Raw genomic sequence first — 14,031 nt, 5'->3', positions numbered from 1 at the left:
AACTTAATAGAAAGGGATGGCACGATAGTGTCCATCCCTTTTCATCATGGCGTCGGCGAAATGCGAGGGTTACAGGAACATCAGGTAGTACAGCAGCAGGATGTTCACCCCGAGCAGCACGATGCCGGTGGGCAGCTGTGCCTTGATAACCCCATTCCTATCCGGCAGCTCCAGCAGGGCAGCGGGCACGATGTTGTAGTTAGCGGCCATGGGGGTCATCAGTGTGCCGCAGTAGCCGCAGAACATCCCGATTGCCGCCATGACGGAGGGATCACCACCGTAGTGGCCGACCAGAATCGGTAGGCCGATGCCTGCCGTGGCAATCGGGAAGGCCGCAAAGGCGTTGCCCATGATCATAGACAGCAGGGCCATGGCAACGGCATACAGCGCCACCATCGCAAAACGGCTGTCCAGGGCCAGATAGTGCTGGGTCAGGTAGGCGATATCGGTGTCGATGCCCGCGGCAACGAACACCAGTCCTAGCGTTGCCAGTATCTGGGGCAGAATGAAGGCCCAGCCGATCGAATCCAGCAGACGCCTTGCTTCCTGCAGCGATTGCTGCGGTTTTTCGCGGGTCATGCGCAGCGCGATTAGCCAGCCCAGTAAGCAGCCCAGCGTCATGGACGTCAGGGTGATCAGCGTAGAATGGTTGCCTTCGCCAAACACGGCCCGCTGTAGCCCCGGCACATAGGTGAAGGCCACTACGCCGCCGGCTGTCATCACGGGAATCATCAGCGTGGGAATGAACAGACGGTTCTTGAGCGTTCGCGCACTCTGCTGGCGCTGTGCGTCGCTGCGGGCATGATAGCGACCCAGTCGCACACCGCCGAAGCCAGCGATCAGTGCCATCACGACCACCACCACACCCACGCCGACATGCAGCGTTCGTACCCCGGTCGAGCCAAGCGGTGCGATGGGTTCCAACAGCGGAATCGCCCAGTCATCGACGAGGAATATCAGTCCGTACAGTCCCCAGAACAGGCCGGTGAACCAGCGGCGCGGGTTGCCTTTGTCGCGGCACGACATGACGGCGATGACGAGTAGCAGCAAGCCCGCTAGGGTAAAGAGATACTGTTGCTTGAACATGCCTATCCCTCCCTCGTGGTCCGCAGTGGTGCAAGCGTATGGTCAAGACGGTGCAGGCGCCATGCATGGATCACAAATGCACAGAGCGCGGTCGGAATGCCCCACAGCGCAATGTGCAGCGGTTCCAGCGTGATGCCACTGGCCTGCTGGATGAAGTTGTGCATGAACATGATCGCACCGAAGGCCACGAAGATATCTTCACCGAAGAACACGCCCACGTTGTCCGTGGCGGCAGCCATGGCGCGCAGCTTAAAACGTACCGTGTCCGAGAGCGCCTCGTAGCGGCTTTCGGCAGCACCTTCTGCCATTGGGGCCAGCAGCGGACGCACCATCTGTGGGTGTCCGCCAAGGCTGGTCAGCCCCAGCGCCGCGGTCATCTGGCGAGCCAGTAGATAGATGATCAGTAGTCGCCCAGCAGTGGCGCTGCGGATACCGGCAATCCAGTCCTGTGAGCGTTCCTTCAGCCCGTAGCGCTCCAGTAGGCCGATGACGACCAGCGGCAGCAGCAGGATCAGCGCCAGATTTCGTGTGCTCAGAAAGCCTGAGCCCAGCTTATCGAGGATATCCGCCAGCGACATGTGAGCGGCCAGCCCCGTGACGACCCCAGAGGTCACCACCACCAGCACGGGGTTGAATTTCAGCAGGAAGCCGAGCGAAATGACCGCGATACCGATCAGCGGCCATAGATTGACAGTGTCATGCATCAGAGGACCTCTTCATGATAGGCAGATGAGTAAAAGGCGCGCTTGTGCCAAGGACCATGCATACGCAATGTAGCGGCTAGAATTCGCTTGAATGGTTCATGCAACAACTACGCCATACAAGCGACTTCTAGAAGAAATAATAAGCGCACTGTTAAAATGAAGAGGTGTCGTTTCTAAACTAAACATCTTCCGCCGTGCACATACATATACTTTATATATAATAATATGGGTGTTATTTATTATTGGTTGTAAATTATTTATTAGAAAGGGCAATAAAAGAGAGCGACGCAATGGTAAACATTGGGTCATGATAATATTATGGTTTTCTTGTGCGATGTATGGATTTTCCTTAAGATGAGCGCTCTGTTTTCAGAGGAGGAAATAGCGCTTGGCCAATCTGCATTGCAGCACCCTGCTGGTATTCGCGTTGGTGTGCACTGCCTTGTTCTTCCTGCATTTCATCGTGAGCCTGTTCCTTGGCGATGGACATGACGATGCCGTGTCAGCGGGGCTGGAGAGTCTAGATTCCATGGCCGGAGGATTTTCCATCTTCTCGCTGTTCACGCTCTCCGGACTGCTTTCCGGTATTTCCATTACGCTCTGGACTTATCTGCTGTTTGATGATGCTTCCTATCGCGCCATGCTGATCGCACTGGCGGCCGGTGTAGCCACGTTCGTGGTATATGGTGGTCTGCGAAAATGGATAAGACAGCTTGATAGGCCGGGTGTGCCTGAAGCCCTCATCGTCGAAAGGGGGGATGTAGGGGTGGTATATATCAGGGTCCACGCCAATGGACAGAAAGGGGGCCAGGCTTACTTCGATAAGCATCATCAGCGTCGTACGTTCGATGCGATTACAGAAGAAGATCAGCCTATACCGTCATCCACGCGTGTTACCGTGGTGGATGTTATCGGTGAGGCATCGGACAACCCCATCATCAAAGTAAAAACACATTCATAAGGGAAACGTTTCAATGGATACACCCTCATTGTCGGCAATGATGATCCCCGCTATCTGCGTGGTACTGTTGCTGTCGATCTGCCTTTTCATTTCCAAGTCCTATAAGAAGGTCCCCAACAACGTATTGATGGTTGTGTACGGTGTTTTCGGACGCAAGAAGAACAAGAACGTCGACAGTGTGGGCCAAGCACCGCAGAAAGTATGTCAGGGTGGCGGTATTTTCGTCATTCCGTTCCTGCAGGACTACCGTCAGATGAGTCTAGCGCCGCTGACGGTCTCCGTTGATCTGAAAGAAGCGCTGACCATCCAGAAGACGCGTGTTGATATTCCGGCGACCTTCACCGTCGCGATTCCGACCGACAAGCCGTCGATTCTGAACAATGCCATCAATCGTCTGCTGGGCATGACCAGTGCGCAGATCATTGAGCAGGGTAACAACATCATCATCGGTCAGCTGCGCCATGTCATTTCGCGCATGAAGATCGACGATATTATCAGCGACCGCGATAAGTTCTTGGAGCTGGTCAACGAGAGCGTTGAGCTTGAGCTGAACAAAATCGGTCTGACCATCATCAACGTCAACATCAAGGACATCCTTGATAACAACGACGTGATCAACTCGCTGGGGCAGCGTGAGACGGCGCGTACCATCGAAAGCGCGCGTATCGACGTGTCGCAGCAGCAGCGCATTAGTGCGATGGGCATCGCTGAGAACGAGAAAGAGCGTGAGATTGGTATCGCGCGTGCTGAAGCGCAGAAGACCATCGGGGTTCAGGAAGCGCACCGCGACTCGACCATCCGTCAGGCTGAAATTCAGGCGGAACAGGTTTCCAAAGAAAACGAATCGAAGAGCCTGATTGCTCAGTCCGAGTCCGAGCTGGCGGTCAAGATGGCCGATGCACGTCGCATCAGTGAGATTGCCGCGGCCGAAGCCGATACGCGTGTAGCCATGGAGCGCCAGAAAGCGGAGCAGGCACGCATTGAGAAGGAAGCGATTCCGACGGCCAACGTTGACAAGCGCAAGCTGGAAATCGCATCCGAAGCGTCGGCAGCTCAGGTTCGCATTGCCGCCCAAGGTGAAGCCGAAGGCATTCGCATCAAGGCCGAAGCAGAAGCCTACAGCATTGAGCAGCAGTACCGTGCTCGCTCTGAAGGTATCGCCAAGCTGGTGGATGCGTTCGGTGGTGACAGCGAGAAGGTCATTCAGTTGCTGTTGCTGGACAAGTCCGAATCACTGGCGGCCATTCAGGCGGAAGCGATCAAGAACCTCAAGATCGACAGCCTGAACGTATTGGGCGGCGGCAATGGCGAGAAGGAAGGCAGTGGGGCGCTGACGAGCCTGCTGAAGGACTACGTCGGCTCCGTACCGCTGACCAGCAACTTCCTCAACACTATGGGTTACGAACTGCCAAAGTATATCGTCGAGAAGCAGCCCAAAGAGAGTGGCGTTGCTACTGACGAATCGCTATAAGCGGTAACGTTGCCGTATCCGACGGATCAACGGTGACCGTACCGGTAGAGATGTGATTGAGAAAAGGCCCTTCGGGGCCTTTTCTTATGGTGGGGAGCGCCTCTGTAGCGTGCAGTAGCGCTGGCAACAATGCCGCTGTGAAAAAGCGATGACCTATGAGCTTGTTTCTTGGTCATCCTCGGCACAAAGAGAAGGGCGCTGACGCTTATTGCGTCTTTTTTGCTAAAGACCCTTCATCCAACCGCATTGCCGCATGATGTGCATGCTGCGGCTATAGGTTTCACTCCTATGGTCGTAATGACCTGTCTGTGCTCTTGCGCAGGCTTTCCTGTGAGGTTTTAGCGACCTTTCGCATTTGCCTTCAGCGCTGCCCACGCATCTTAAATGTGTCGTTCAATGCCGATGGGCGGCCACGCCAGTACTGCGGGCTTACTTCGATGGTGGCGCCGAGCTTAGCAGCGGCATGCCACGGCCAGCGGGGGTCATACAGCATGCCGCGCCCGATACCGACCAGGTCGACATCGCCGACCGCCACGGTGGCTTCGGCCAGTTCGGGCGTCGTAATCAGACCTACGCCCATCACCGGAATGTCATCAATGGCGGCCTTTATCGCGCGTGCCAATGGGATCTGATAGGCCGGATAGTCGTCCAGCGCTTGGCGTGGGTCCAACCCGCCTGAGGTGACGTCGATAAAGCTGCCCTTGTGGGCTTCGATCTCGCGGCAGAATGCCTGAGACTGTTCGATGTCCCAGCCACCTTCTACCCAGTCTGTGGCGGAAATGCGCACACCTACCGGAATGTTCGACGGTACAACGTCACGCACGGCGGCGAAGACTTCCAGTGGAAAGCGCATACGTTTCTGCAAATTGCCGCCGTACTGATCGGTGCGCTGGTTGGACAAGGGGGACAGGAACTCGTGCAGCAAGTAACCGTGTGCGGCGTGCAGTTCGATCAGGTTGAAGCCCAGATTGACCGCGCGTCGTGCGGCATCGACAAAGGCCTGCTTGATGTGACCAATGTCGTCCAGGCTCATTTCACGCGGTGTCTGATACCCCTCGGCATAAGGCAGTGCAGACGGTGCGATGGTCTGCCAGCCCTCGGGCTGATGCGGGGCAATCTGCGCGCCTTTCTTGACCCATGAACGATGGCAGGACGCCTTGCGGCCCGCATGGGCCAGCTGGATACCTACGGGCATCTCACTGTAGCGGCGCACGCGACCGAGGATATCAGCGAACGCCGCTTCGGTATGATCGTCCCACAGCCCAAGATCGTGAGCGCTGATACGGCCCTCGGGGCTGACCGCGGTGCCCTCAACGATGAACAGGCCTGCACCTGACTGCAGCATGTTGCCCCAGTGCTGGGTGTGCCAGTCGGTGGGCTTACCGTCATGGGCGGAGTACTGGCACATGGGGGGAATGACGATACGGTTGTCGAGCGCTAGCGCGCCAATGCGGTTGGGCTGGAATAGTACGGGAGTGGACATGGTGACTCCTGTAGTCGCAGAAAGTGGGGGAAACAGGGTGGCCCTATGCCTGTAAAGGAAGGCTTATCCTTTGACTATAGCACCTAGAAAGAAGGGGGGAACTGCGTAGATCTAAGAGAAGAATAACCGATAGGATGCTATCAAAGATGGGGGTGGATTACCTTTGGTTCCAATATCAAGCGAGTAGCTTTGAAGTGATGTCGTCACTCTGAAAGGGTGATAAATAAAGGGTTCTTTGCAAAATGACAGGTTGGTTGTGCATCAGGGCAAAATCAACCCACATTTTCACGATGCCGTACACGCGGGATGCTCTCAATAAGACCCGGACGGTGGCCAAAGTTGTTTATCTTGGCCTGTTTCACTGATATCACTGTTCTGATTTAACCGAATAGATATTCTTGTCTCGCAGATTAGGTGCCCATGAGGAAGTGACACGCTTGTAGCAGCAGCAGGAGGATGCCGCACTGAAATGCGCGGTAGGGTGCGTCGTAACGCAGCACCTGCACCGCGGCTGGGGTCGTCGGTCGTATACTGCCGCCATTCTACTGCATTGACGCCAAGCGCCACGTTGGATTTGCCCCAGCGCGGCGCTTGTTGGTTGGTCAGGGTCATTTCCCACTGTAAATGGACAGGACAAGCGATGGATACGATCGACAGAGAAGAGGTTGACGAGGTATGTGCGTTGGCAGAGGCCGGGCAGCAGGACTATGACGCCCGCTTCGAACTGAGTCGCATGCTGCTGGAGCCTATTGAAGACGAAGCCAGTGACTCGAAGATGATCGCGTGCTGCAAGGGCTGCGATCACTGTTGCCACCTGCGTATCGAAGCCTACGAGTTCGAACTGGATAGTATCCATGCCTACTACCTGCGTGAGTTGAACAGTGAGCAGCAGGCGAAGATCAAAGAGGCTATCGTCGAGCGTTATCCGATCGTGAAGGATCTCGGGGATCAGGAACAGCGCAGCATCAACGTTCGCTGTCCTTTCCTGATCGACAGCCAGTGCAGCATCTATCCGGTGCGCCCCATGTCCTGTGCTGGTTACAACTCATGCGATGATTCGCTGTGCAAGCGTTCCAACGATGACCCCAACGATACCAGCTTCGGCATCCCGCAGGACCAGAACATTGGTTATATGAAAATGCGTCAGATGGCTCTGGTACAGATGGCACTGGATCTATCATTCGAAGAAGAGCGCGAGATCATCAGCGGTATGCACCGTCGACTGTTCGGCTGATCACAAAGGCCTCGTGATCACTGTGTTATTTGATATCCGGTATCGCTGACCTGTTCGAGCGAGGCGAAGGCCGGATTCGAATTTCACACCCAATAGACTGATATCAATGTTGTTTAAAATTAGGGATAAAGGGTTATACCCGCACTTGTACCCACAAGTTAAAATTCGTACAAAAAATAGACATTTAAAGTGGGCATAAGGCCACATTGATAGAACACCTACATAGGTTTGAATGTAAGATTCTGGTAGGAAGAGCTACTTTCCTCAAGGACAACAACTGAACGTAATCATCAGAAAGGTAGTAGTTGGTGAGCCATAACCTAAAATAAAGTCATTAGCTAGACCATGTGTCAAACTTGGGATGGATACTAGAATATGGGAAATAAAGAGATAAATAAACGCTTTATAAAACTACAGACTTGGTTTTTAACAATTTTTACACCTGCGTTCGCGTCAACTTCTATTGCAGTATTGTTTGTATGGTCGCATCTTGCGCGTATTGGACAAACAGGACTTTTTCTTGACAGTATCTCCTTTTCATCATTTTTCAGTTATCTGATGGTCTTTGCTTGTGTCAGCATGCTCCTTTTTTGCATTGTGCTGTTTATGCCATCTCTACTGACGGGACTCTTTCTTTTTAACTATAAAAGGGAAAATAGTTTTCGGGACGAGTTGATAGAAAACAATATCAAAATCGTTTTTCTGACCTCGCTATTATCAACATTGATATTTTTTGGTTATTTTTTCCTCGTGCACAACGCAGGAAAAGAAGTTGCACAGAATGTGTTACTTCAATTAAGTATTATCTGGCTTTGTAGTTTTACACTTGCCCTGTGGTTCAATAGATCTATTACTTGTAAACAGATAAGCACAGAGGGGAAGAAGATAAAAAATATTCTTTCCATGCATGTTTTACAGCCAACGTTCCTCTCCCTGGCAGCCTGCATATATATTTTTCCTCTTGATTTATTTCTTCGTACATTGAAGTTTCCGGAAGGAACCGGCGAGATCAGGCAGGTATTGACTGTTATAGCACTATCAATGTTTCTGATTATTTTTTCACTTATTCCAAGCATTGTTTTCCTCAGGTTAAGAACCCAAACCAGCTTGTTAAATCAGGTGACTATGACTGGTGGAATTATGGCTGGAATAGTATTTATCATTTTTACGTTTGTGCATATGGTGCCGGCTCTGATACTGACGATGTTCCTTAAGATGTCAGGAATAATGGACCTGACTCCTTATGTTTATGGAGTGCCGACCGCCTCATATCCTGCTGAATATTTTAGAGACTCAGCCTGGCAGGGCGTACGCTCTTCAGATGACAAATACTATTTACTTAAGGCAGTAAAAATTTATTCACTCGGAGATATACGTCTTATCTGCCCACTCAATATCATTCAATCATATAAAGATAGTCTTCAATACCAACTATTGGATACTGACTATGATAATAGCGTTCGTGGCAAACTTCAGGATGCAGTTTCTCAATGCCGTAGGGTAAAGAATCAGGAACTGCTTACACTTGAAAAGTTACCACAGGTGGAAACCAAAAAGTAAACAAGAAATGCACAGCGATGTCCACTTAATCAAAAAGTGAACATCGCTTTGGTGTTGGGAGGGGATTACCCATCAATGATATGGCTAACCGTGGGAAAGAGAATAGTAGGGATTTTAAATCAATTTTTTCCCATCAGGGAAATGCAGGCCAGAACTTTGCAAACTGTCACCAATGAAAAATGGCACAACCCATAAACGCAGTGGGTTTTCCTTTTGATGGCTGAATTCATAGGGATGAGGTAATGGCTGACTAAAACCCTCATGTGAAGGATAAATCAGCAGCATATCCCCTGTTCCCTCCTGATAGTTCACACCGTAGGCTAGCATCTGATAAAGGTCAGCCTGCGACTGTTCGAGTGTTGCCTTTCCACCCTCCACCATTTTCCATTTAACATCACAAATCATCGTCTGCTTCCCATACTTCCCACGAGGTTGTAGACAGATATCGGGCCTAAGCTTAAATACTCCTTTGCCATTGAGACGAACCAAGGTGTGCGAATCCACCTGTGCCTTCACGTGCCAGTTATCGTTATAACGATGACGCATCCATGCAGTCACGAATGATTCAAACACAGCTTCCATTGGGAAAAGCAGTGAAATCGCGTTGGTGTCACCCTGCATACAGTGGGGAGACTGCCCCATCAAAATCAGTCGCGCCCACGCCAAGGCACGTTCATAGTGACGCATATGCCGGTCGAGACACACTAGGTCGAAGGCGATGCGAAAATCACCGACGGGCGCAATATCGTCAAAGTGAGCCTGTAACGCATTGACTTGTAGTTGTAGCTGCGGATTGCTGATCTGACGGCGAATTTTATCGATAGCAGTTCTCAGTATCCGGTTTTCCGGATGTTCAGCGCTGTAAGCGTCAAATTCCACTTGAAAGCGATCCCGACGCACGCAGTTTTTGCTTAATTGAGCAGAGACCCGTAACTTTCCTTTCATCCAGGACAAATTGTCCTGTTGACGTAGATAGTCACGCTTTAGACCTTGGCGCACAATCAGCTGTACGCTATCGATAAATTGCTGAATAAATATATCCATCAGCGGCATCTTCGAGGTTCGAACTCTGGATGCTGAAGTGGCAATATGGCGAAAAGATTTTAGCGTACGTAGCATCATCAAAAGCTGCTGACGTGCAATATCAATGTTCTCATTACGCCGCCCCGTTTTTGGCAACACTTCAATAAACGCATTTCCCGGAAGAGAGATAACGCCCGCATAATTTTTTACTTGTAGAGTTTTTACATTCCCCCGACTGCGCAGAGTTAGCAGACGATGAGTGTTATCCGCGTCATCTTTCAGGCACCGTTGCTCAAGCCACTCAAACAGCTTGGAGGGCAGAACGACCGCATTATTTATGCGGCCCCTATCTTTCTCATCAACCAGAAGCCCGTATTCGAAGACGGTAAAGTTTTGATGAGACGTCATTCCCTGCTCCCAGGATTACTATTTTTGGGCGCATAAATTTGTTGCCAGGCGAGTGGATTATTCCAGACATCGTCGATCTCAGAGGCCAAATGGAAACTGGCACCGATATCATGCAGATCTTCAGTTCCACTATTGCCAAAAAGATCCGCAAACTGTTTCTGGTCTTTCACCTCACGCACGAATTGTAGGTGCGGGTTTCCGCTTTTTTGATTGTCGCCCAGCACCATACGGATTTTTTGCCAGTCGTTGTAGAAGTACTCCTCCAGCAGTGGCAGCACCTTGTTTCGCATAATCCGCTTGAGCCTTTCAAAGGCAAGCTCTTCGTCCTTTTTTACCTGAACAACTGGGATGAAAAAGGCATGGCCTAATGTATGTTCTCTATCGTACAGCACCTGAATGCGGTCATTCAAAGTCTGCAGAAGACGTGGCAAATCAATCCCTTTGATTACCGTATCGTTCAAGACATCGATATCCGGCAGCATCGCTTCAAACTCGAATCTGCGGCGCAAGGCAGTATCCAATGCCGTGAGCGAATGATCAGCGGTATTCATGGTGCCAATTAAATAGAGATTATTCGGCACGCTAAATGGGGTGGAAGAATAGGGAAGCATTACACTAAGAGCCTCCGGTTCTCCGGCACGTTTAGAGGTTTCTATCAGGGTGATCAGTTCGCCAAAGATTTTGGAGATATTGCCTCGGTTAATTTCGTCAATAATCAAAACGTAGTTTTGCCGTTTTTCAGATATAGAATCCTGTGGACTGGGAGGCAAACCTTCCTGTTTAATCAAGTGATTAAGGATGCTACGCACATATGACGGATTATGTACCTTCGCCTGAGGGTTTTGGTAAGCCAGACTGATATTCTTGAGATAAGCATTGTAACCCTGTTCTAAATCCTCTTTTTTCGATTGTGACGGGAAGATACTAAAGGTGGTCTGGCTCTTGTAAGCCAGTTGGAAGGCTTTGCCTTGTCGCGTTTCAAGGGTAATGCTTCCAGTTTCAGATAAACGTTCTTGCAGGCGGGCAAGTGCCTCGTCTAGCTTCTGCTGGACACCTGCGTTACCAAAAGCAGCATCTTCACAAATTTGCTTAAAAATGCCCGCTTTGATTTCGTAGTGCACACCACCATCGTCGGTGGTCTCTGCTCTTAGCCCTTCGATGAACTCTTCATAGCCAACACTCTGATGGAAGGTGATAAAGCGCACCCGCTTTTCAGCAATCAGGCGGTCATAAATTTTTTTCAGCTCACGGCGTTTTTCATGCTCCACCTTACCTTCTTGAAGCAAGTAGGCTGCCGGTTCACAAGCGCGTACGGCCAGATCTATTGTGCGGTAAGTTTTACCAGTGCCTGGCGGACCATAGAGGATAGTATTTTTTGGCAGTTGCGGAGTGGTAATTTCCTCGTCTTGATCGTCTTCCGGCCAGGTAGACTCGTTCCCAATTAATCCAATATCGTTCTTCTTCTGAATAACCTGCGTATAAAGATGCCAGAGTGACATATTCAGTTCGATAGGATCGACATCATCACCTAGTGCGCGGTGCAATGTTTTCTTAAGATCAAGGTTGCGAGCGAACCACTTCTGATCCTCTGAAAGACCAAGTTGAAAACGGTTATTACAGTAGTTATAACTGCTAAAAAAATTGCTGATATTTACGACATTCGTAATTTTAGACGGATAGAGAGCGGCAAAGGCGCGATGGCAGAGAGCCCTGTACGCCTTGTTCAATATTCCATCCGTTTTAAGTTGAATGAGGCGATTAATCACCCGGTCGTAATTCTCCTGCGTACACTCTTCTGCCATCATGCGAGTGAGAGCGAGCAGCTGTTTTTGCGCCGTTTCGAATTCAAACAGCGACATACCGCCCTGTCGGAGGCTGGAGATGCCATTGCTGCGCTCGTACCAAATCTGTCGAATTGTATCCGTAGAAAAGTTAGGTTTTTCGGCTTGAATCTGTTCTACAAGCTGATGATAGTGTTTGCCCCAGTCAGGGTTGTATTGATTATTTTTTGCGATATGAGAATGAAAGAAAAGGGCTAATGCGGAGGAATCCTGAACCATCACATACTCCGTGTGTAAGGCGATTTAGAAATGGGATACCTGCATCTTATCGGATTAATCTTAATTTAGTCACTAACTGTTCAGAGAATTCAACAAAAAATGAGTTAAAGGTGTTTCAATAAATTTAGTAAGTTACTCTACAAAATGCTCAGCTCGACTTTCAACGGCTTTAAAATTACTGCTATTGTCCCAATATTACTGGATAGTGCTTCGCAATGATGTTGTTTATGCACTCAATCAACTCCAGGAATTTGAAGGTCAAGTGCGCGGTGCTTTTTTGATAGTAACGAATGCTGAATAACTCATCCTCGTAAACGTCTTTGGAAGTTGAAAAAAACTGGCGACAGAGATAACGTTGAGCTAATTATTTGCGGTGAGCTGGACGTTGAATTCACCTTCTGCATGAAGTGTTGTTTCAGGAGTTAATAATGGCTAACGGTAAGGTATTAGGAGATTGTTTAATAACCTGAGTGATTTTTTGCCCATTCTAAAATAGACGGTTTCTACTGCAATTTTGAGGTTTGAAGCTCCTTCAATGACAAGGGTATCAGGATTATGAAACATGCTCTTAGCACTTATATATGTAAGACCTGATGGTGGTCCGAGGGCCGTGCAGTGCTGGCGAGGGGGTGGAGCAGGCGTGTGCCTGCTCCGATAAGGCGAATTACCCGAGGGTAGCAAGCCCGTTTTCGATAATGGTCAAGCCTTCTTCCAGTACCTCTTTCTGTACGGTCAGCGGTACCAGAATGCGAATAGTGTTGGCGAATACCCCGCACGACAGCAGGATCAGGCCGTGCTCACGAGCGTAGGCCGTTAGGGCCTTGGCTCGTTCGGCACAGGGTTTGCCGTTATCGTCGACCAGTTCGAAGGCGGCCATGGCCCCGAGGTGGCGGCCGTGTGCTACGCAGGTAAATCGGTTTTCCCATTCGCGGAAACGAGCGATCAAGGCATCGCCCAGCAGAACGCTCTTCTCAAGGATGCCGTCACGCTGGATGACGTCCAACACCGCCAGTGCGGCCGCGCAGGACAGCGGGTTGCCGCCGTATGTGCCGCCCAGCGATCCCGGGCCGGAAGCATCCATGACCTTGGCACTGCCCACGACGGCAGCCAGTGGCATGCCATCGGCAAGACTTTTGGCCATCGTCATGATATCGGGCTGAACGCCACTGTGTTCGATAGCGAACAGGCGACCGGTGCGCGCGAAGCCGGATTGGACTTCGTCGACGATCATCATGATGCCGTGCTGGTCGCACAGCTCACGCAGTTTGCGCAGGAACGTCGCCGGGGCTGGATAGAAGCCACCTTCCCCTTGTACCGGTTCGATGACAATGGCCGCTACGCGTTCGGCAGGAATGTCAGTGCGGAAGCGAGCGTTAATGGCCGCGATAGCGTCGTCTTCGCTGACGCCGTACCACGCATTGGGGAACGGTACGTGGAATACCTCACCCGGCATCGGGCCGAATTCGCCCTTGTAGGGCCACACCTTGCCGGTCATGGCCAGTGTCAGCAGCGTACGGCCGTGGAAGCCACCTTCGAAGGTGATGACGCCGCTACGGCCAGTGGCGGCACGTGCAATCTTGACCGCGTTTTCCAGCGCTTCTGCACCAGAGTTGACCAACAGCGCTTTGCGATCTGGCCCGCGTGTCGGGGTCAACTGGCACAGCCGTTCTGCTAGCTTCACGTACGGCGCATAGGTGATGACACCGGCAGCGGTGTGCATCACCTTGTCCAGCTGATCCTTGACCGCCTTAACGACGTCAGGGTGGCGATGCCCAAGATTGAGCACGCCGATCCCGCCAGCGAAATCGATCAGGCGCTGGCCATCTTCATCCCATATCTCTGCATTTTCTGCGCGGGCTGCAAATTGTTTGGCACTGCTGGCAGCTCCACGTACGACATAGCGTTGCTTGAGCTCTTCAAGTTCATTGTTATTCATGAAGAATGTCATCCTTTTCCAAAGACAAACAAGATAGTGCTTAAAGCCGAGTCAGAAGCCTGGGCCCAACGATGTCGGGCGCACCCCTACCATTGATGGGACGTT

The 14,031-nt window shown here is 51.0% G+C and carries 11 protein-coding genes; 4 read left to right on the top strand and 7 right to left on the bottom strand.

Annotated features, from left to right (window positions below; translation table 11 throughout):
• Positions 1-69 precede the first annotated feature (69 nt).
• The gene (locus tag ACMHYW_RS07305) at positions 70-1,086 is read right to left on the bottom strand and encodes a DUF979 domain-containing protein (protein WP_414499343.1); all 1,017 of its coding nucleotides are present in this window, start codon (positions 1,084-1,086) and stop codon (positions 70-72) included.
• Between the two features lie 2 nt (positions 1,087-1,088).
• A complete protein-coding gene (locus tag ACMHYW_RS07300) occupies positions 1,089-1,790 on the bottom strand; it encodes a DUF969 domain-containing protein (protein WP_414499342.1) in 702 nt (233 codons plus the stop codon).
• Between the two features lie 388 nt (positions 1,791-2,178).
• Between ACMHYW_RS07300 and ACMHYW_RS07295 the strand changes: the two genes are divergently transcribed.
• The gene (locus tag ACMHYW_RS07295) at positions 2,179-2,751 is read left to right on the top strand and encodes a hypothetical protein (RefSeq protein WP_414499341.1); all 573 of its coding nucleotides are present in this window, start codon (positions 2,179-2,181) and stop codon (positions 2,749-2,751) included.
• Positions 2,752-2,764: 13 nt separating this feature from the next.
• Positions 2,765-4,222, top strand: a complete 1,458-nt coding sequence (locus ACMHYW_RS07290) for a flotillin family protein (RefSeq protein WP_414499340.1) — start codon at positions 2,765-2,767, stop codon at positions 4,220-4,222.
• A 361-nt stretch (positions 4,223-4,583) separates the two neighbouring features.
• Here ACMHYW_RS07290 and ACMHYW_RS07285 read toward each other — a convergent pair whose 3' ends face one another.
• Complete coding sequence (locus tag ACMHYW_RS07285; protein WP_414499339.1) at positions 4,584-5,705, bottom strand: NADH:flavin oxidoreductase/NADH oxidase; 1,122 nt, start codon at positions 5,703-5,705, stop codon at positions 4,584-4,586.
• A 640-nt stretch (positions 5,706-6,345) separates the two neighbouring features.
• Between ACMHYW_RS07285 and ACMHYW_RS07280 the strand changes: the two genes are divergently transcribed.
• A complete protein-coding gene (locus ACMHYW_RS07280; protein ID WP_027706305.1) occupies positions 6,346-6,939 on the top strand; it encodes a YkgJ family cysteine cluster protein in 594 nt (197 codons plus the stop codon).
• Between the two features lie 375 nt (positions 6,940-7,314).
• Positions 7,315-8,499, top strand: coding sequence for a hypothetical protein (locus ACMHYW_RS07275; RefSeq protein WP_414499338.1), 1,185 nt, complete (start codon positions 7,315-7,317; stop codon positions 8,497-8,499).
• 114 nt (positions 8,500-8,613) lie between these two features.
• Here ACMHYW_RS07275 and ACMHYW_RS07270 read toward each other — a convergent pair whose 3' ends face one another.
• The 4 genes from ACMHYW_RS07270 to gabT all read right to left on the bottom strand — a co-directional run bounded on the left by ACMHYW_RS07270 (position 8,614) and on the right by gabT (position 13,926).
• Complete coding sequence (locus ACMHYW_RS07270) at positions 8,614-9,930, bottom strand: McrC family protein (protein WP_414499337.1); 1,317 nt, start codon at positions 9,928-9,930, stop codon at positions 8,614-8,616.
• Entirely contained in the window at positions 9,927-11,990 is a 2,064-nt protein-coding gene (locus ACMHYW_RS07265; protein ID WP_414499336.1) for an McrB family protein, read from the bottom strand. The genes ACMHYW_RS07270 and ACMHYW_RS07265 overlap by 4 nt, the downstream gene beginning before the upstream one ends.
• A 181-nt stretch (positions 11,991-12,171) precedes the next feature.
• A complete protein-coding gene (locus ACMHYW_RS07260) occupies positions 12,172-12,282 on the bottom strand; it encodes a DUF4942 domain-containing protein (protein WP_414501484.1) in 111 nt (36 codons plus the stop codon).
• A 372-nt stretch (positions 12,283-12,654) separates the two neighbouring features.
• Positions 12,655-13,926 (bottom strand): 4-aminobutyrate--2-oxoglutarate transaminase, encoded by a 1,272-nt coding sequence (gene gabT, locus ACMHYW_RS07255; RefSeq protein WP_414499335.1) that lies wholly within the window; start codon positions 13,924-13,926, stop codon positions 12,655-12,657.
• Positions 13,927-14,031 lie beyond the last annotated feature (105 nt).

It is taken from the genome of Zymobacter sp. IVIA_12111.31 C1 (genome assembly GCF_047495495.1).
Lineage (GTDB): Bacteria > Pseudomonadota > Gammaproteobacteria > Pseudomonadales > Halomonadaceae > Zymobacter.
Note: the sequence above shows the minus strand (reverse complement) of the source record. Positions and strands in the feature narration are given on the sequence as shown.

Coding starts and splice junctions, on each gene's coding strand:
- ACMHYW_RS07275 (WP_414499338.1), top strand. CDS start 7,315: ATGGGAAATAAAGAGATAAATAAACGCTTTATAAAACTACAGACTTGG.
- ACMHYW_RS07290 (WP_414499340.1), top strand. CDS start 2,765: ATGGATACACCCTCATTGTCGGCAATGATGATCCCCGCTATCTGCGTG.
- ACMHYW_RS07305 (WP_414499343.1), bottom strand. CDS start 1,086: ATGTTCAAGCAACAGTATCTCTTTACCCTAGCGGGCTTGCTGCTACTC.
- ACMHYW_RS07265 (WP_414499336.1), bottom strand. CDS start 11,990: ATGGTTCAGGATTCCTCCGCATTAGCCCTTTTCTTTCATTCTCATATC.
- gabT (WP_414499335.1), bottom strand. CDS start 13,926: ATGAATAACAATGAACTTGAAGAGCTCAAGCAACGCTATGTCGTACGT.
- ACMHYW_RS07285 (WP_414499339.1), bottom strand. CDS start 5,705: ATGTCCACTCCCGTACTATTCCAGCCCAACCGCATTGGCGCGCTAGCG.
- ACMHYW_RS07270 (WP_414499337.1), bottom strand. CDS start 9,930: ATGACGTCTCATCAAAACTTTACCGTCTTCGAATACGGGCTTCTGGTT.
- ACMHYW_RS07280 (WP_027706305.1), top strand. CDS start 6,346: ATGGATACGATCGACAGAGAAGAGGTTGACGAGGTATGTGCGTTGGCA.
- ACMHYW_RS07300 (WP_414499342.1), bottom strand. CDS start 1,790: ATGCATGACACTGTCAATCTATGGCCGCTGATCGGTATCGCGGTCATT.